The sequence below is a fragment of the Pseudomonas helleri genome, assembly GCF_009600315.1.
Lineage (GTDB): Bacteria > Pseudomonadota > Gammaproteobacteria > Pseudomonadales > Pseudomonadaceae > Aquipseudomonas > Aquipseudomonas helleri_A.
This window is the reverse complement of record NZ_WIWC01000004.1, coordinates 127,236-145,096: the sequence shown is the minus strand read 5'-3', so window position 1 is coordinate 145,096 and position 17,861 is coordinate 127,236. Positions and strand designations below refer to the sequence as shown.

Here is a 17,861-nt window from a genome sequence, read left to right as displayed (position 1 = left end):
GGGGGGCGTGAATTAGACTCCGATCGGCTTAGGGGGCATGCAGTTCGTGCCTGCATTGCGATCAATTCCCCCCCCCTCTCCTGCGATTGTGCGGTTAAACCACTTCCAGACGAATTTTGTTCTGTGCCAGCAATTGAGTGAGCTCTGGTACAGGTGGCTGATCTGTGACAAGGCAGTCAATCAAGGTGATTGGGCCAAGACGAACCATGGCGTTGCGCCCGAACTTGCTGGAGTCGGCTGCCAGAATGACTTGTCGGGCGTTGGCGATAATGGCTTGAGAAACGCGCACTTCCTGGTAGTCGAAGTCCAGCAGGCTGCCGTCGGAATCAATCCCGCTGATACCCACGAGTGCGAAATCGAACTTGAACTGGTTAATGAAGTCGACACTGGCCTGGCCGACAATGCCGCCATCGCGGCGGACTTTACCGCCCGCAATCAATACTTCGAAGTCGTCTTTAGCGCTCAGGATTGACGCGACATGGAGGTTGTTGGTGATGATTTTCAGATGATTGTGGTTGAGCAACGCCCTAGCAATTGATTCGGTGGTCGTACCGATATTAATGAAAATGGAGGCGTGGTCAGGAATCTGTGCAGCGATGGCTTCACCAATACGGCGTTTTTCATCACGCATCTGGTCGGCGCGCATGGCGTAGGCGGTGTTCTCAACGCTTGAGTCATAGGCGGCACCCCCGTGGTAACGACGTAATAAATCGGCTTCGGCCAATTGATTGATGTCTCGACGGATGGTCTGCGGCGTTACGACGAACAACTGCGCCATTTCCTCGATGCTGACGTAGCCGCGTTCGCGAACCAGTTCGAGGATCTGCTGTTGGCGGGGAGGCAGATTCATGGAGTTTCCTTTAGGCGGCGAAGCAAAATTCGCCCATCATGCCGCAGGAAACAGCCGTCTGCTACTCGTAGCTACGCTGAAACGCTTATGCAGCAACGGACACCAAGGGTGTCCGTTGCTGGTTACTGCGTCAGTGCTTAGTGGCTTTCTTCGTGGGGTTCCCAATCACGCGTACGGCTCACGGCCTTCTTCCAGCCAGCGTAGAGCTTCTCTTTGCAGGCTTCTTCCAGAGCAGGCTCGAACTCGCGTTCAATCACGGCCTTGCCGCGCAACTCATCCAAGCTGCCCCAGAAACCGCAGGCCAAACCGGCCAGGTAGGCGGCACCCAGTGCAGTGGTTTCGCGCATTTGCGGGCGCTCAACCATCGTGCCGAGGATGTCAGCCTGAAACTGCATCAGGAAGTTGTTGGCCACAGCACCGCCATCCACGCGCAGCGCTTTCAGACGTTCACCCGAGTCTTGCTGCATAGCATCCAGCACGTCACGAGTCTGGTAGGCAATCGACTCCAGCGCGGCCCGAATAATGTGATCTACACGTACGCCACGGGTCAGGCCGAACAGTGCGCCGCGCGCATAAGGATCCCAATACGGTGCGCCGAGACCCGTGAATGCGGGTACCAGATACACACCGTTGCTGTCTTTGACTTTGCTGGCAAAGTATTCCGTGTCGTGAGCGTCATTGATGATCTTTAGTTCATCTCGCAGCCATTGCACGGTGGAGCCACCGTTGAATACCGCACCTTCGAGTGCGTAGGCCACTTCACCTTTTGGGCCGCAAGCGATAGTGGTCAACATGCCATGGGTCGATTTGACGGCATTGGTGCCGGTGTTCATCAGCAGGAAGCAGCCGGTGCCATAAGTATTTTTGGCTTGGCCCGGCTCAACGCACATTTGGCCGAACAAAGCGGCCTGCTGATCGCCGGCAATACCGCCAATGGCGATGCCGCTTTTGGTACGCCCGTAGATTTCGGACGAGGACTTGACCTCAGGCAGCATCTCACGCGGGATATCCAGCACCTCCAGCATTTTGGAGTCCCATTCCAGGGTGTGGATGTTGAACAGCATGGTTCGCGAGGCGTTGGTGTAGTCGGTAACGTGAGTTTTGCCGCCGGTAAATTTCCAGATCAGCCAGCTGTCGATGGTGCCAAATAGAAGCTCGCCGTTGCGTGCACGTTCGCGACTGCCTTCGACGTTATCGAGGATCCACTTCAGCTTGGTGCCGGAGAAGTACGGGTCGGTAACCAAACCGGTGGTGTCGCTGATGTACTGCTCGTGGCCATCGCGCTTCAGTTGTTCGCAGATTTCGGTGCTGCGACGGCACTGCCAAACGATCGCATTGTAGATCGGACGGCCGCTGATTTTGTCCCACACCACGGTGGTTTCACGCTGGTTGGTGATACCGATAGCGGCCACCTGGTCGTGATGAAGCCCGGCCTGAGCCAAGGCTTCAACCATCACGGCACTTTGGGTGGCGAAAATTTCCATCGGGTCGTGTTCAACCCAGCCTGCTTGTGGGTAGTGCTGTTGGAACTCACGTTGAGCGGTGCAGACCACGTTGGCGTCACGATCGAAGATGATCGCTCGCGAACTGGTGGTGCCTTGGTCCAGCGCAATAATGTAATTCTTATTCTGAGAGTCGGTCATGTGATTGCCTTGCAGAATGAGGTAATGGTTTCAGGGCGCGAGAAAGAAGTGGGCAGAGATCTCGTGCGCCCCGTTTCAAAATTCGATGTCAGGAAGCTTGGGTTTTCACCTCTGTGGTGGTTTGGGCTTCCATTGCCGTAGGCTCGACAGCAGGCAGATGGCGGGCAATCATCCCGCGATATATAGCTGCGCCGAGGCAAGCACCTACGATCGGTGCAAAGATTGGAATCAGGAAATAAGGAATGTCGCGGGCACCAGTGAATGACACTTCGCCCCAGCCGGCAAAGAAAGTCATCAGCTTAGGCCCGAAATCTCGCGCAGGGTTCATTGCAAAACCGGTCAGTGGTCCCATCGAGCTGCCAATCACAGCAATCAGCAAGCCGATCAGCAGTGGCGCCAGTGGGCCGCGAGGCAATCCATTCTTGTCATCGGTCAGGGCCATGATGACGCCCATCAAGATCGCGGTAATCACCATTTCCACCAGGAAAGCCTGAAGTGTCGACAGCGCAGGGTGCGGATAAGTAGAAAAAACCGAGGCCAGTTCCAGGCTCTCTTTACTGCCGCGAATCATGCTGTGCGCTTGTTCGTAATCGAAGAACAGATTGCTATACAGCGTGTACACCAATGCTGCCGCGCAAAAGGCGCCGGCTACTTGGGCCAGGATGTAAAACGGCAGTTTGCGCTTATCAAAATCGGTGAACAGGCAAAGGGCAATGCTCACGGCGGGGTTCAAATGCGCGCCTGAAACACCAGCTGTGAGGTAGATGGCCATACTCACGCCGATGCCCCAGATGATGCTGATTTCCCAAAGGCCAAAGCTGGCGCCCGCGACCTTGAGGGCCGCAACACAGCCGGTACCAAAGAAAATCAACAGGGCGGTGCCTAGAAACTCGGCCATGCACTGGCCGGAAAGGGTGGGGTGCTGCGTTGCAGTCGTCATTTGAAACCTCATTTTTTTTGTTTTTTGACGTTATCAGTCAGGGTGGCAATGAAGCTGCACGGAAGCCGGATGAATAAAATTCCAGCTTTTCATGTGTTCGTAACGGAAAACAGGTAACGGACAGGCATATTCAGAAACGAAAAAATATAGACAAGAAACACGGCTGTCAAAGGTCGAAAGTGAACGGGTATTCATATTCTGACTTTAAGGTAGTGGTTGGGTACTGATTTTTATGTAAGAAAAGAATACTTTTTTGTAGGGGGGAGGCTGTAATTTGTCCTTCAAGTGAGTCTCGATGGCCAACATCAGCGCCTGTTTGCTAATCAAAAGCCAAGAGTTCGCTAACCTGAGGCCTATATTCAACTCAACACAGGAGCTGCCATGACACCCGCGTTGGACCTGCTGAAAAAAGTTCGTGCCGAACATCGGATACACAGCTATGAACATGATCCTAAAGCAGCCTCTTACGGCCTGGAAGCTGCAGAAAAGCTTAATCTTGAACCCGCACGGGTATTCAAGACGCTTTTGGCCAGCAGTGAAAAAGGGGAATTATTGGTCGCTATAGTACCGGTCGTCGGAAGTCTCGATTTAAAGGCGCTGGCCCATGCGGCTGGCGTCAAAAAAGTCGAAATGTCTGACCCGGCCGCTGCTCAGCGTGCAACGGGGTACCTTTTGGGTGGGATCAGTCCACTGGGCCAGAAAAAACGCCTGCGCACCTTTATTGATGAAAGTGCGCAGGGTTTTGAGACGATTTTTGTCAGTGCCGGACGGCGGGGACTTGAAGTGGAACTATCGCCTGCGGTGCTGGCGGAGCACACGCAGGCCAAGTTTGCGGGTATTGGTCGCGTTTAAAATTGCATCACTTAGCTGGCGGTACTGAAGCGTCTTACGCCTGATTCAGTGTGAGCGATCTGTGCTGCCGTACTGCCGCTGGTTTGAAACATGACCAAGTGTTCGGCCGCGACCCGAATGCCCACGTCAGTGCCGGGCAAGTGATCGGCATGGCTCGGAAAAATAGATTCGAGTTGGCTGCCTGTAGGCAATTGCAGCCGGTAGAGAGTTGATGCGCCTAAGAAGGTTTTGCCTACTATCCTAGCTTTCAGCTCGCTGTCAGGGGCATAAACGATATCGTCCGGGCGAAGTAATACATCGACCGCGCCACCCACAGGCCAGTTGTACGCTCGATCACCTCGCAGCACACCCAGTTCTGTTTGCACGGATTCGGGGCTCAACAGTTGCCCGCGAATGAAATAGCCCTGACCGATAAAACTCGCCACAAACGGGGTTTTGGGCTCGTGGTAAAGGTTGTAAGGCGTATCCCATTGCTCAAGACGACCCTCTTTGAAGACGCCGACGTGGTCGCTTACAGCGAAGGCTTCTTCCTGATCGTGTGTCACCAGAATCGCACTGGTGCCACGAGCCTTGAGGATGTCACGCACTTCATGGCTAAGCTTGCGACGCAGTTCGCCATCGAGGTTGGAGAACGGTTCGTCAAGCAAGAGCAGTTGTGGTTCCGGCGCCAAAGCGCGGGCCAGCGCAACACGTTGTTGTTGACCGCCCGACAGCTCATGAGGGAAGCGCTTGCCAAGGTTCTTCAGGTTAACCAGCTCCAGCAGCTCTTGGGTGACACGCTCTTTTTCGGGGTGCTTGCGAATGCCGAATGCGATGTTGTCAGCCACGCTGAGATGCGGAAAGAGTGCGTAGTCCTGGAACACCATACCGATTCGACGCTTCTCGGGCGCCAGCGTGAAACCGGCCCTGGAGATGACTTCTCCGGCGAGCTGAATTTCGCCCTGATGAACCGGCTCAAATCCGGCTATCGCCCGCAGCGTGGTGGTCTTCCCGCATCCGGAAGAGCCCAGCAGGCAGCCAATGTCGCCGGCATTGAGGTGCAGGTTGAGGTTTTGCACCACGCTTTGCCCTTGGTAACCACAGGCTAGATCACGAAGGTTGAGTAATAGCGGCTGGCTCATGCGGGTTTGAACCCTGGCTGAACAAGGAATTCAAGCAGGGCTTTCTGGGCATGCAGCCGGTTTTCGGCTTGGTCCCATGCGACGGAGCGCGTGTCGTCCAACAGATCCAGACTGATTTCTTCGCCGCGATGAGCAGGCAGGCAATGCATGAACAGCACATCTTCAGCGGCAAGATCAAGCAGTGCGCGGTTAACCTGGTAGGGCGCAAACAGCTTCAGGCGTTTGGCGGTTTCTTCTTCCTGCCCCATGGACGTCCACACGTCTGTGCTCACCAGATGGGCGCCTATGACCGCCTCACGCGGGTCACGCATGATAGTCACACGATCGCCGGCTTGGGCAACGAACTCTGGATTCGGCTCATAGCCTTGCGGGCAGGCAATGCGCAGGTTGAAGTCAAACTGGATAGCCGCCTCTATATAGCTGTTGCACATGTTGTTGCCGTCGCCAATCCAGGCAACGGTTTTGCCTTTAATCGAGCCGCGATGCTCCAGAAACGTCTGCATGTCAGCCAGCAGTTGGCACGGATGCAGGTCGTCCGACAGTCCATTGATGACCGGCACGCGAGAATTTTCGGCGAACTCGATGAGGGTGCTGTGAGCAAAGGTGCGAATCATGACGGCGTCGAGCATGCGCGACATAACGATTGCGCAGTCGCCAATGGGCTCGCCGCGGCCCAGTTGCGTATCCCGCGGGGACAGGAAGATGGCCTGACCACCGAGCTGGATCATGCCCGCTTCAAACGACAGCCGTGTACGGGTTGATGACTTTTCGAAAATCATGCCCAGCACGCGATTTTTCAACGGTTCGATGAGCACACCGCGCTCGCGCAGGTCCTTGAGCTCGATACCGCGACGAATCACGCTGAGTAGTTCTTCGGGCGTGCAATCCATCAGGGAGAGAAAGTGCCTTGCGCTCATCATTAACTACCTTTTTTGCAACGACCGCAGATGCTCAGAGCCGGGTTTATCGGAAAAACGGGCGAGACCTGCGGCGAAAGCCGCACGTGGCGACGAAATAGGGGAAGGCGCGATCTTATAAGGAAATGTCGCGTCTTGCCAATAAGGGTCACATTTTGAGGGGGGGCGGGACGTGAGCTGTACGGGCGCATGGCTAGTACCACTGTTGTGTGGTTCGCCTCTCCTCAGCTGCACATTTGTACACTGGCCCCGTAGTGCTTGGCAATTCTTAGGGGCCGGGGGTAGACGATTGTCTGTCGGGGAGACCGAGCGTCAGGCTCGGCTTTCCGTTACAATGCGCCACCGTGCCGACAACTGAGTCGGAAAGTTCAGCCGAGGTGCTCCATGGATATCATCGAAACTATTAAAGAACAGATTGCCAACAACACCATTCTGCTCTACATGAAAGGCTCCCCGAATGCCCCGCAGTGCGGCTTTTCGGCGAAAGCAGCTCAAGCGGTCATGGCCTGTGGTGAGAAGTTCGCCTACGTGGACATCTTGCAGAACCCTGAAATCCGCGCCAACCTGCCTAAGTACGCAAACTGGCCAACCTTCCCACAGCTGTGGGTAGGTGGCGAGCTGGTCGGTGGTAGCGACATCATGGCTGAGATGGCGGCAGATGGTTCTTTGCAGGCGTTGATTAAAGACGCTGTTGAGAAAGCTGCTGCGAACAAGACTGAAGCCTGATTTCAGTCGCGTCGCTACATAAGTTCAAGTAGCTGCGCATAAAAAAGCCCCGCCTCTGATTAAACAGGGCGGGGCTTTTTAGTAGGCTTTTTACTCGCCCGTTTGCGATTGCAAGTAATTCTCAAGACCTACTTTGTCGATCAGGCCTAACTGCGTTTCGAGCCAGTCGATATGTTCTTCTTCAGATTCAAGAATATCTTCCAGAAGTTCACGGCTACCGAAGTCACCTACAACTTCACAGTGTGCGATTGCGGCTTTGAGGTCGGCGTGACCCGTCTTTTCAATGCGCAGGTCGCACTCCAGCATTTCCTTGGTGTGCTCGCCGATGTGCAGCTTGCCGAGGTCTTGTACGTTGGGCAGGCCCTCAAGAAACAAGATGCGCTTGATCAGTTTGTCCGCGTGTTTCATCTCGTCGATGGACTCGTGATACTCGTGTGCCCCCAACTTTTCCAGACCCCAATCCTGATACATGCGCGCATGCAGGAAGTATTGGTTGATCGCAACCAGCTCATTGCCGAGAATTTTATTGAGATGCTGGATGACTGAGATATCGCCTTTCATGGCTGGGGCCTGCCTTAATTAACCGTGTATAAGGCAGAGTTTGAGCCGCACATAGAAGACTGTCAAACCTAAGTATTTGAATAATAAATGAAAATTAATCGGAATAAGAATGTTTGTATTCCGCGTCTTGGGCGTAAGCACTTGAATTCAGGGCATAAAAAAACCGGACACTAAGTCCGGTTCTTCGAAATGAGTAGTTCAGGCTGCTGAAAATTCTGCTGGAAAACCCAACGTCGCCTGACTGGCTTGCAACGAAGTGAGGGTTTCACGGACGACTTGCTTGGCTAAGCACGCACATTTACCGCATTGGCTGGCAACGCCTGTGGCTTCGCGCACTTCTCGGTAGCTGCAGCAACCTTCATAGATTGCGTCGCGGATTTTGCCATCAGTGACGCCAGTGCAGATGCAAACGTACATAAATAAGAACCATCGCTGGTTGGGATTCAATGACGAAGATCTTAATGTTAACGAGAATGATTGTCAAAGTGCATTAGGTCTCGATTGCCTCCGATTTCCTACATGCTGACGAACGGTTTGGCTTGTCATGTATATGGCATTCAAAAAGGCTTAAGACCGGGTGCGACGAGCGGTGTATGATGCCGGGTCATTTTCACCCGGGATCTGATTGCAGATTGTTGTTTTTGCACAATTTTTTGCTCGATTTCGTTTTCACGTTGCACCAGGAGATAACCAATGAGCGTACTCGTAGGCAAGCAAGCGCCTGACTTCACCGTCGCAGCCGTACTCGGCAATGGCGAAATCGTAGACAGCTTTTCGTTGTCCACCGCCATCAAAGGCAAGTATGGCCTGGTGTTTTTTTACCCGCTGGACTTCACGTTTGTATGCCCATCCGAGCTGATTGCTCTGGATCACCGCATTCCTGAGTTTCAAGCGCGTAACGTTGAAGTGGTTGCCGTGTCGATCGACTCCCATTTCACTCACAACGCATGGCGTAACACGCCGGTGAACAATGGCGGTATTGGTCAGGTGAAATACACCATGGCTGCCGACATCAATCACGCTATCTGCAAGGCGTATGACGTTGAAACTGAAGGCGGTGTTGCGCTGCGCGGCGCTTTCCTGATCGATGACAAAGGCGTTGTTCGCTCGCAAATCGTTAACGACCTGCCGTTGGGCCGCAACATGGACGAGTTGCTGCGTCTGGTTGATGCGCTGCAATTCCACGAAGAGCACGGCGAAGTGTGCCCTGCCAACTGGAAAAAAGGCGACAAGGGTATGACCGCTTCCACTGAAGGCGTAGCGGCTTACCTGACAGAGAATGCTGGCAAACTGTAAGCATTCGTAGAAGCATAAAAAAACCGGACATTGAGTCCGGTTTTTTTATGCGTGGATTTTAAACAGAGCAGCCGACTCAGTCGTTAAAATCTTTCCAACCGCCCATTTGTTTCCAGCGGTTAACGATGCCACAGAACAGTTCAGCAGTTTTTTCAGTGTCATAGCGTGCCGAGTGCGCCTCGCGGCCATCGAAGTCGATGTCGGCCGTTTGGCAGGCTTTAGCCAATACCGTTTGGCCATACGCCAGGCCTGCCAGGGTTGCGGTGTCAAAGCTTGAGAAGGGGTGAAACGGATTACGTTTCATGTCCAGACGCGCTACAGCGGCGTTCAGGAAACCCAAATCGAAGCTGCTGTTGTGACCTACCAGAATGGCACGTTTGCAGCCATTGGCTTTCAAGGCTTTACGCACGCCACGGAAGATGTCGGTCAGCGCAGTCTCTTCGCTGACGGCCATACGCAATGGGTGGTCAAGTTTGATGCCGGTGAATTCCAGAGCCGCTGCTTCGATATTGGCGCCTTCAAACGGTTCAACACGGTGAAAATAGGTGTGCTCCGGGAACACAAAGCCTTTTTCGTCCATGCCGATCGTCACGGCAGCGATTTCCAACAGGGCATCGGTGGCGCAATTGAAACCGCCGGTCTCAACGTCGATTACGACAGGCAAGTAGCCGCGAAAGCGCTCGGCCATAGGGTGGCGTGGGCCGCCATGGCCGCCTTCGTGTTCGTCATCATAATGGTCGTCGCTCACAGCGTTTCCTCCAGCAGGCGCCAGCGCAGTTTTTCACCGGCGCGCAGCGGAATTACGGTCAGCTCGCCAAATGGCAGGCTGGCAGGTGCGGTCCACTCCTGGCGAACCAGGGTGATATGTTCGGTACTGGCTGGCAGTCCATAGAAACGAGGGCCGTTGAGGCTGGCAAATGCCTCCAGTTTGTCCAGCGCATTACGCTGCTCAAAGGCTTCGGCATACATTTCGATGGCTGCATAGGCGGTGTAGCAGCCGGCACATCCACACGCTGCTTCTTTGGCGTGTTGGGCGTGAGGCGCGGAGTCGGTGCCCAGGAAGAATTTTTCGCTGCCACTGGTGGCCGCATCCAGCAATGCTTCTTGATGGGTATTGCGCTTAAGAATCGGCAAGCAATAAAAGTGCGGGCGAATTCCGCCCACCAGCATGTGATTGCGATTGTAAAGCAGGTGATGAGCAGTGATGGTGGCGCCGACATTGGCCGAAGCCTCGTTGACGAACTGCACCGCGTCAGCCGTAGTGATGTGCTCGAACACTACTTTCAGGGTAGGGAAGCGTTCAACAACTCGACGCATATGCTCATTGATGAAGATTTTCTCGCGATCAAAGACGTCTACGTCGGTGCGAGTCACTTCGCCGTGAATCAGCAGAGGCATGCCCACTTCGGCCATGACTTCCAGGACAGGAAAGATCGCATCGATACTGGTCACGCCAGAGTCGGAGTTTGTCGTCGCGCCAGCCGGATAAAGCTTGGCTGCGTGGACGAAACCGCTGGCCTTGGCAGTACGAATATCTTCGGGCTGTGTGCGGTCAGTCAGGTAAAGCACCATCAGCGGTTCAAAACGGCTGCCGGCAGGGCGGGCAGCCAGAATGCGCTGGCGATAGGCATCGGCTTCGGCAGCATTACGCACCGGCGGTACCAGGTTGGGCATGATGATGGCGCGGCCAAAAGTGCGCGCGACATCCGCGACAGTGTGAGGCAACACAGCACCATCGCGAAGATGTATATGCCAGTCGTCGGGACGCAGCAGGGTCAGGCGGTCAGACATTGGGGATTCCAGGCGGGTCAAACTGAAGCGAATGCTACCGGAAAAGACTCTTTCAGGCACTCGCTATCAAGTTTTGTGGCTGCTCACCGATATAAATAAGGTCTGCCGTAAACCAATGGCCTGATTTTTTGCTTTTCAAGCCTGTGGAGCTTGCCGTGCGCCAGTGTTATTTATTCCTGCTGACTTTGCTCACCTGCCTGCCAGCCATGGCAATGACTTTCCAGACGCGACTGGAGAATATTGAGTGGAAAGTAGAAGGGGACAAGTTTGAGTGCCGTCTGATCCAGCCAATCACCGATTTTGGCTCTGGAGTCTTTGTACGTCGGGCGGGCGAACAGGCTGTATTTCGGCTTAACAGCGTTAATTCAGTGTTAGGGGAAGGTTCTGCAACCTTGTTGGCAGCAGCGGCGCCGTGGCAGCCGGGTCGTGAGGATATCAACCTTGGCTCAGTGCGTATCGGTCGCGGACACGTGCTGTTCAACAGCTCTCAGGGGCAGGCCGGGGGCTTGTTCCGAGGCTTGCTGGAGGGGCGCAGCCCTGTGGTGAGGCATTACTCCTCGACGTATGGTGTTTCAGAAGTTCGATTGCTCCCCGTCAAGTTTCGTCAAGCCTATGGTGATTACCAAGCGTGCACCACTAAGTTGTTGCCGAGGAATTTCGAGCAGGTTCGGCAAAGTCGAATTGCTTTTCCAGGCACCACCACTGAGCTTGATGCCTCCGCGCTGAACAGCCTGAACGTGATCCTTGAGTATTTAAAGGTAGATCCTACGGTCAATCGAATCATCCTTGACGGCTATTCGGATAACAATGGTAATCGTCTAACCAATCGTGAACTATCACGGCGACGAGCGTTGGCAGTCATGGATTATTTTAAGGCCCATGGATTCGACGAATCACAGATCAGCCTGCGTTTCCACGGCGAGCAGTACCCGTTGGTCCCCAACTCCAGTGCGGCTAACCGTGCCAAAAATCGCCGCGTCACCGTACGATTGGAGCGTGCCGGTACTCCCGATAAAAGCGTGCCTCGAACGGCTGTCAGCACCCCAGCGAGCATTTCTTGACCGATTTCCTCGTCGCCTTGTTGAAACTTACTGTCGCTTTGTCGTCTTAAGGTGTCGCCCCTCTGTAAATTAGCGCACGTGGGCGGTAGACTGTTCGGCTTTTCGAACAACCCGTGGAGTGATGGCATGGCGGACGTAAACAAGGTCGTTCTGGCTTATTCGGGCGGCCTGGACACTTCGGTGATCCTCAAGTGGCTGCAGGATACTTATAACTGTGAAGTCGTAACCTTTACCGCTGATCTGGGTCAGGGTGAAGAGGTTGAACCTGCACGCGCCAAGGCGCTCGCCATGGGCGTCAAGGAAATCTACATCGACGACCTGCGCGAAGAGTTTGTTCGAGACTTCGTGTTCCCGATGTTCCGCGCCAACACCGTTTATGAAGGTGAGTACCTGCTGGGTACCTCCATCGCGCGTCCTCTGATTGCCAAGCGTCTGATCGAAATCGCCAACGAAACAGGGGCTGATGCCATCTCCCATGGCGCGACCGGCAAAGGCAACGATCAAGTCCGTTTCGAGCTGGGCGCGTATGCACTCAAGCCAGGTGTCAAAGTTATTGCTCCTTGGCGCGAGTGGGATTTGCTGTCTCGTGAAAAGCTCATGGATTATGCTGAAAAGCACAACATCCCTATCGAGCGTCACGGCAAGAAAAAGTCCCCGTACTCGATGGACGCCAACCTGCTGCACATCTCCTACGAAGGCGGTGTGCTGGAAGATACCTGGACCGAGCACGAAGAAGATATGTGGCGTTGGACCAAGTCGCCAGAAGACGCGCCGAATACGCCGACCTATCTGGAGCTGACCTATCGCAATGGCGATATTGTCGCGCTGGACGGGATTGAAATGACCCCGGCTACGGTTTTGGCAACATTGAACCGAATCGGCGGCGAGAATGGCATTGGTCGCCTGGACATCGTTGAGAACCGCTATGTGGGTATGAAGTCCCGTGGCTGTTACGAAACGCCTGGTGGCACCATCATGCTGCGTGCTCACCGTGCCATAGAGTCGATAACGCTGGACCGTGAAGTGGCTCACCTGAAAGATGAGTTGATGCCTAAATACGCCAGCCTGATCTACACGGGCTACTGGTGGAGTCCTGAGCGCTTGATGTTGCAACAAATGATTGATGCGTCACAGGCTCATGTTAACGGCGTTGTTCGACTCAAGCTTTACAAAGGTAATGTAATCGTGACTGGTCGCAAGTCTGACGACTCACTGTTCGATGCCAATATTGCCACTTTTGAAGAAGATGGCGGTGCTTACAATCAGGAAGATGCTGCCGGATTTATCAAGTTGAATGCTTTGCGCATGCGTATTGCTGCTAACAAAGGTCGCTCTTTTTTCTGATTTTGCTGGTTGTGAAAAAGCCCTGGTCCATGACCAGGGCTTTTTTTTGCTTAATGGAGGGTTCTCGACAGTTACTCATCATCAGGCTGGGCTCAAAATATTCAATTGTCGGGTTTCTATGTTGTAAGTAACGATCGTTGAGTCTGCGAAGGGTGAAGGCGTTTTGAAACCCATCAGAGAGCGTTTTTGAAGGTGAAGTTGAGGTTCTGACTGAGGAGTTGTCAGTAAGAGCACCATATCATTTTGATTAATGTGGGTACTGTGTGTTCGCGTTCTCTTCTTGTAGGCATGCAAGATATCGGTGAGGGTATTTTTGTGCGGCAGCTGTAATGCAGGGTGGCTCATGTCAACCACGTGTAAATGGCTTAAGTCAGCTCCCTCTAACAGCAGGTGATGGTCTACTGAGGAAACGTACGAAGTCTTGGGTGATCCAGCTATAGGGCTTGGCTCAGGGTCGTAATCCCTGTGCCCTTGTGGCAAAAAAGTGAATCGGTGAGCGTGAAACGCGCTGGGCTTTTTATCCGGTTTGGACAGTAAGCTCGAAGAGCGCTCCAGATGAAGGGGATATTCCTGTGTTGGAGCCTGATCGGTTTTTTCGGGGCGAACTTCAGAGTCGCGAGCAGCTCGATAGATTTCTTTAGTGTGCTCCTTGGGGGAGTACAGTGATTTATTGTTGAAATTCAGGGTGAGAAAGAAAAGAGTAATCAGGAGGGAAGGAAATATAATCAAAAACCAGACATATATATGCTGGTTGTCACTATCAATGTAAGGCAGAGAGACGGCTGCAGAGGTCTCCGTTAACATTGAAAAAATGGCGATTAACGTGAGAGGGTTATTTATTTTTAAGGGTCTTTTAATCATTTAATAACCTGCGTTGAATAGAGTGTTCAGTGAGTGGTCAGGTGTGTATAAGAAAGAGGGATAATCGTATTTGAATGGTAGCTTTGAAATAGTGAGGGTGAGGCTTGGGTTTCAGTGGAATGTGGATTTTTTAATGAAGGAAATATCTTGTTTCTCAAATGTGTGTTAAATGGTTTTGAAGTGTTTTTTTTTGATGAAGATAAGATTTGTGTCGATGGTAGTCTGTTGCTGATTTTTTAGTAGGAGAGATTTCTTCGGCCAACATTATATTAATGATTTTTATTTGTGGGCGGGTTGGGTGGATAGTTTTTTTTAGAGGTTTGTTATTAGGGTGTTTCTGATTTTTCTGTAGTCCTAATCCTATCGGGTGGCAAGGTAATATTTCTTATCAAATAAGGGTTGGATTTTTTAATTGTCGATGTTAAAGGTGCTGCAGGTCATGTTTTAGTGTTGGATCTTCAGAAGGTTGTTCCGCCCTGCTTGCCCATGGTGTTATGGCACGCTGGATGCGCTGAAGTTCAGTGCGTTAGCGGATTTTCAATAAAGGTTTAGTGTTTTATAGGTCGTGTTTTGAATAAGTTTTTTATGGTGTTTTTTTTGTCATGTTTTAATCAGGAAGCAAGGGGGAAGGTTGAACGGGCGCGTGGGTGAGCTATTGTTTGAATGTGGTATTTGGTTTTAAATGATGCAGGTAAATGCGAAAAAGAATAAAAGCAGTTGGTTTTAAGTCAATGCATTTTCTGATAGTGGTATAAGGAAGAGGCCGCACATCATTAGAATTTTCTTTTTAAATATGAAGATGGATCTGCATATAGGGAGCTCGCACGCTGAGCATTTTGCGAGAGGATCTAGCAAGAGCTTAATATTTATGAGTTATTTTTTTGTAGGGCGAATCTTGATTGTCCGTAGGAAATGTCTTTGGCTGATGGTGCTTAGGGGGGACCACTATGCCCAGGGTGTTGTGACTAGGCTATTGTGCTGGCTCTAAAATTCGAACAGCGAAAAAATTGGAATTACCCATGAATAAAGTGCTGATCGTGGATGATCATCCTGTCATTCGTCTTGCTGTACGCATGCTTATGGAACGACATGGCTACGAAGTTGTTGCAGAGACGGATAATGGAGTAGATGCATTACAACTTGCGCGCGAACATGCGCCTGATATTGTAATTTTGGATATTGGAATTCCGAAACTTGACGGGCTTGAAGTCATTGCGCGTCTGTCAACACCTGTGGTGCCTTTGAAAGTGTTGGTGTTAACGTCTCAGGCCCCGGGTCATTTTTCCATGCGCTGCATGCAAGCAGGTGCCGCTGGCTATGTGTGCAAACAGCAGGATTTAACAGAACTGTTGAGTGCCATTAAGGCTGTGCTATCGGGATATAGTTATTTTCCAAATCAAGCGCTGCACTCGGTTCGCTCAAGTTTGGGCAATGCCAGTGAGGCTGATATGGTCAATCGCCTTTCCGGGCGAGAGATGATGGTTCTGCAACAGTTGGCCAGAGGTAAAAGTAATAAAGAAATAGCAGACGGGATGTTTCTCAGTAACAAAACTGTGAGTACCTACAAAACGCGCCTTTTATTGAAACTGAATGCTCGTTCATTGGTTGACCTCATAGAGCTTGCACAGCGAAACGGGTTGGTATGAGTAGAGTATGGCTTGAGGCTTCAATTTCTCTGGCGCCCTGAACACAAAAAGCCTCCGCTTCAGGAGGCTTTTGATTTTTCTTAAGCTCACAGATCGTACGGGTAGTCTTCCAGCTCTTTCTTGAGGCGCTTTTCGGCTAAAAGCGCATCAATTGTGCGGCGCTTTGCCAGATTGGTTTTAGCGACTTCCGCAGGGGGTTCCACAACCTCATCCTGGTCTACGACAGGAAAATCTTCTTCTACTTCCAGTTCTTCTTTGCCAGTGCTCATTCAGTTCACTCCAGGCCAAGACGTGTAATGGCGCCTCTTATAGCGATATTCGCTGCAAGGGTAAAAAAGATTTTCTCAATCGATCACCGCATAAAATGACTATCACTCAATCGTCAGAGGTTTTTTCCTTGTAATCACACAGGTCCTCGATGCGGCAGCTGCCACAGCGTGGTTTTCGTGCCTGGCAAACGTAGCGGCCATGCAGGATCAGCCAATGATGCGCGTCCATCAGGTAGGGTTTTGGAACAAATTTCATTAATTTCTGTTCGACCTCCACTACGTTTTTACCCGGCGCGATTCCGGTTCGGTTGCACACTCTGAAGATGTGAGTGTCAACGGCCATGGTTAGTTGCCTGAAAGCCGTATTGAGCACGACGTTTGCCGTTTTACGACCTACGCCTGGAAGTGCTTCCAGTTCCTCTCGGGTTTGCGGCACCTGACCGTCATGCCTTTCCATCAATAGGCGGCACGTTTCGATCACGTTCCTGGCCTTGCTGTTGTACAGGCCAATAGTCTTGATGTACTCGGACAGCCCCTCAACACCCAGAGCGTAGATGGCTTCTGGTGTATTCGCGACTGGAAACAATTTAGCCATTGCCTTGTTCACGCTCACATCAGTGGCTTGAGCAGACAAAATTACGGCGATCAATAGTTCGAACGGTGATGTATAGGCCAGTTCTGTTTTGGGTTCGGGATTGTCTTCGTGAAACCGACGGAATATTTCAAGGCGCTTGGCGGCATTCATGGATAAAGCGTTTCCTGGAGAAGCGGTCCGATAAACGAGTGAAGCTCGATAGCTTGCAACCACTATTGGGGTTTGTCTGGATCCAAAGCAGTGAGGGTGGATTCTGCCAGCCTTACCGCTTCCTTCAATAGTCCCAGTTGTGTGCTGGAAACCTCTTGGGTGATTGCCTTTTTGAGCTCGGCACGACGCATGGCAAGCTGTATTTTTGCGCGTTTGAGTTCGGCAGTATTAGTCACAGGGCTGGGTGTGAATATCTCGGTACCAGCTTCAAGTCGAGCCAGTCCACGCTCTGCCAATTCAAATTGCTGCTGGAGCAAAACCAACTGGGCTTGTTGCGAGGCGGTTGGTGGGTGGCCGAATGCCTTTAATGATTTGTTCAGTTGTGCGCGTGCCATTGCAAGTGAGACTTTGGCCTTTTTCAGTGCCGCATCATTTTGATTCGCAGGGGCTTTTGCCTCACCTTCGGTTATTTCAGTGGTTTGAGCAGGTGCAGGTGAGTGCTGGAGGCGTGCCAGCCGTTCTGCCTGCCTTTGCTGTTCCTCGCGCTGAAGGCGCTCTTCACGGCGCTCATGGCGGATGCGCGCATGGGCACGCTTTTGCATGCGTGCTGTCAGGTCTTCTGATTCGTAAGCGAATCCGCTGACAATAGGAGTGGCATCGGCAGCGAATGGCCGCATTTCAATGCAATCCACCGGGCAGGGGGCGACACAGAGATCGCATCCTGTGCATTCGTCGACAATGACAGTGTGCATCAGCTTGGCAGCGCCGAGAATGGCATCGACCGGGCAAGCCTGAATGCATTTGGTGCAGCCAATGCACTCCGCTTCGCGGATATAGGCCACTTGTGCGGGTGCGTTACCGCGTTCAGTGTCCAAAGGGATCACAGGAATACTCAACAAATTCGCCAGGGCAGCGATTGTTTCGGTGCCTCCGGGCGGGCATTTGTTGATTGCTTCGCCTTGAGCAATACCCTTTGCATACGGTTTGCAGCCAGGGTGTCCGCATTTTCCGCATTGGGTTTGCGGTAGCAGGGCATCAATTCGTTGAGTCAGGCTCATGGTGTGATCAGTCCAGCGACAGTGGGCCGCACCCCGGCGGCATTCAGCGTGCGCAGTGATTGATAGGGGCGTCGGTGGGTAAGCATTGATGTCAGGTCTGTCAGGGTCAATACAGCCAAGAGAGCAGAGCTGAGTATGCGGGAAGATCGGAAGAGGGATAAAACGGATATAGCCGCTAAC

19 protein-coding genes are annotated in these 17,861 nt (G+C 52.4%); 6 read left to right on the top strand and 13 right to left on the bottom strand.

What is annotated here, in order from left to right; translation table 11 throughout:
• Nucleotides 1-94 precede the first annotated feature (94 nt).
• From GHN86_RS04255 to GHN86_RS04245, 3 genes are all read right to left on the bottom strand, one after another.
• On the bottom strand, nt 95-850 hold the full coding sequence (locus tag GHN86_RS04255; RefSeq protein ID WP_153377776.1) for a DeoR family transcriptional regulator: 756 nt from the start codon (nt 848-850) through the stop codon (nt 95-97).
• Between the two features lie 137 nt (nt 851-987).
• Nucleotides 988-2,493, bottom strand: a complete 1,506-nt coding sequence (gene glpK, locus GHN86_RS04250; protein ID WP_153377775.1) for a glycerol kinase GlpK — start codon at nt 2,491-2,493, stop codon at nt 988-990.
• Nucleotides 2,494-2,581: 88 nt separating this feature from the next.
• Complete coding sequence (locus GHN86_RS04245; protein WP_153377774.1) at nt 2,582-3,433, bottom strand: MIP/aquaporin family protein; 852 nt, start codon at nt 3,431-3,433, stop codon at nt 2,582-2,584.
• 381 nt (nt 3,434-3,814) lie between these two features.
• Between GHN86_RS04245 and ybaK the strand changes: the two genes are divergently transcribed.
• The gene (ybaK, locus tag GHN86_RS04240) at nt 3,815-4,285 is read left to right on the top strand and encodes a Cys-tRNA(Pro) deacylase (protein WP_153377773.1); all 471 of its coding nucleotides are present in this window, start codon (nt 3,815-3,817) and stop codon (nt 4,283-4,285) included.
• 11 nt (nt 4,286-4,296) lie between these two features.
• On the opposite strand, the gene GHN86_RS04235 is transcribed toward ybaK, so the two are convergent.
• Both GHN86_RS04235 and argF read right to left on the bottom strand, forming a co-directional pair.
• Nucleotides 4,297-5,406, bottom strand: coding sequence for an ABC transporter ATP-binding protein (locus GHN86_RS04235; RefSeq protein WP_153377772.1), 1,110 nt, complete (start codon nt 5,404-5,406; stop codon nt 4,297-4,299).
• A complete protein-coding gene (gene argF, locus GHN86_RS04230; protein WP_153377771.1) occupies nt 5,403-6,323 on the bottom strand; it encodes an ornithine carbamoyltransferase in 921 nt (306 codons plus the stop codon). Before argF ends, GHN86_RS04235 begins: the two co-directional genes overlap by 4 nt.
• 384 nt (nt 6,324-6,707) lie before the next feature.
• Here argF and grxD point away from each other — a divergent pair, with 384 nt between their 5' ends.
• Nucleotides 6,708-7,049: a Grx4 family monothiol glutaredoxin gene (gene grxD, locus GHN86_RS04225; protein WP_153377770.1), complete on the top strand. Its 342-nt coding sequence runs from the start codon at nt 6,708-6,710 to the stop codon at nt 7,047-7,049.
• 90 nt (nt 7,050-7,139) lie between these two features.
• Here the strand turns inward: grxD and bfr are convergent, their stop codons facing one another.
• Together bfr and GHN86_RS04215 are read right to left on the bottom strand one after the other, a co-directional pair.
• Nucleotides 7,140-7,610 (bottom strand): bacterioferritin, encoded by a 471-nt coding sequence (gene bfr / locus GHN86_RS04220; protein WP_153386162.1) that lies wholly within the window; start codon nt 7,608-7,610, stop codon nt 7,140-7,142.
• Nucleotides 7,611-7,808: 198 nt separating this feature from the next.
• Nucleotides 7,809-8,027 (bottom strand): bacterioferritin-associated ferredoxin, encoded by a 219-nt coding sequence (locus GHN86_RS04215; protein ID WP_153377768.1) that lies wholly within the window; start codon nt 8,025-8,027, stop codon nt 7,809-7,811.
• A gap of 276 nt (nt 8,028-8,303) precedes the next feature.
• On the opposite strand from GHN86_RS04215, the gene GHN86_RS04210 reads away from it, so the two are divergent.
• Nucleotides 8,304-8,906 (top strand): peroxiredoxin, encoded by a 603-nt coding sequence (locus GHN86_RS04210; protein WP_019411008.1) that lies wholly within the window; start codon nt 8,304-8,306, stop codon nt 8,904-8,906.
• 76 nt (nt 8,907-8,982) lie between these two features.
• On the opposite strand, the gene rnt is transcribed toward GHN86_RS04210, so the two are convergent.
• A complete protein-coding gene (gene rnt, locus GHN86_RS04205) occupies nt 8,983-9,654 on the bottom strand; it encodes a ribonuclease T (RefSeq protein ID WP_146384099.1) in 672 nt (223 codons plus the stop codon).
• Nucleotides 9,651-10,697, bottom strand: coding sequence for a dihydroorotase (pyrC, locus tag GHN86_RS04200; RefSeq protein ID WP_153377767.1), 1,047 nt, complete (start codon nt 10,695-10,697; stop codon nt 9,651-9,653). Before pyrC ends, rnt begins: the two co-directional genes overlap by 4 nt.
• Before the next feature lie 155 nt (nt 10,698-10,852).
• Here pyrC and GHN86_RS04195 point away from each other — a divergent pair, with 155 nt between their 5' ends.
• Together GHN86_RS04195 and GHN86_RS04190 are read left to right on the top strand one after the other, a co-directional pair.
• Nucleotides 10,853-11,758, top strand: coding sequence for a flagellar protein MotY (locus GHN86_RS04195; protein ID WP_323369178.1), 906 nt, complete (start codon nt 10,853-10,855; stop codon nt 11,756-11,758).
• Between the two features lie 126 nt (nt 11,759-11,884).
• On the top strand, nt 11,885-13,102 hold the full coding sequence (locus tag GHN86_RS04190) for an argininosuccinate synthase (protein ID WP_153377766.1): 1,218 nt from the start codon (nt 11,885-11,887) through the stop codon (nt 13,100-13,102).
• A gap of 81 nt (nt 13,103-13,183) precedes the next feature.
• On the opposite strand, the gene GHN86_RS04185 is transcribed toward GHN86_RS04190, so the two are convergent.
• Nucleotides 13,184-13,963 (bottom strand): hypothetical protein, encoded by a 780-nt coding sequence (locus GHN86_RS04185; protein WP_153386160.1) that lies wholly within the window; start codon nt 13,961-13,963, stop codon nt 13,184-13,186.
• 1,019 nt (nt 13,964-14,982) lie between these two features.
• Here GHN86_RS04185 and GHN86_RS04180 point away from each other — a divergent pair.
• A complete protein-coding gene (locus GHN86_RS04180) occupies nt 14,983-15,609 on the top strand; it encodes a response regulator transcription factor (RefSeq protein WP_153377764.1) in 627 nt (208 codons plus the stop codon).
• An 86-nt stretch (nt 15,610-15,695) separates the two neighbouring features.
• On the opposite strand, the gene GHN86_RS04175 is transcribed toward GHN86_RS04180, so the two are convergent.
• The 3 genes from GHN86_RS04175 to rsxB all read right to left on the bottom strand — a co-directional run bounded on the left by GHN86_RS04175 (nt 15,696) and on the right by rsxB (nt 17,741).
• Nucleotides 15,696-15,878 (bottom strand): PA3496 family putative envelope integrity protein, encoded by a 183-nt coding sequence (locus GHN86_RS04175; RefSeq protein ID WP_153377763.1) that lies wholly within the window; start codon nt 15,876-15,878, stop codon nt 15,696-15,698.
• Between the two features lie 106 nt (nt 15,879-15,984).
• Nucleotides 15,985-16,623 carry an endonuclease III gene (gene nth, locus GHN86_RS04170; protein ID WP_153377762.1) on the bottom strand — a complete coding sequence of 213 codons (639 nt, stop codon included), beginning with the start codon at nt 16,621-16,623 and terminating at the stop codon, nt 15,985-15,987.
• A 62-nt stretch (nt 16,624-16,685) separates the two neighbouring features.
• Nucleotides 16,686-17,741, bottom strand: a complete 1,056-nt coding sequence (rsxB, locus tag GHN86_RS04165) for an electron transport complex subunit RsxB (RefSeq protein WP_323369953.1) — start codon at nt 17,739-17,741, stop codon at nt 16,686-16,688.
• Nucleotides 17,742-17,861: the final 120 nt, after the last annotated feature.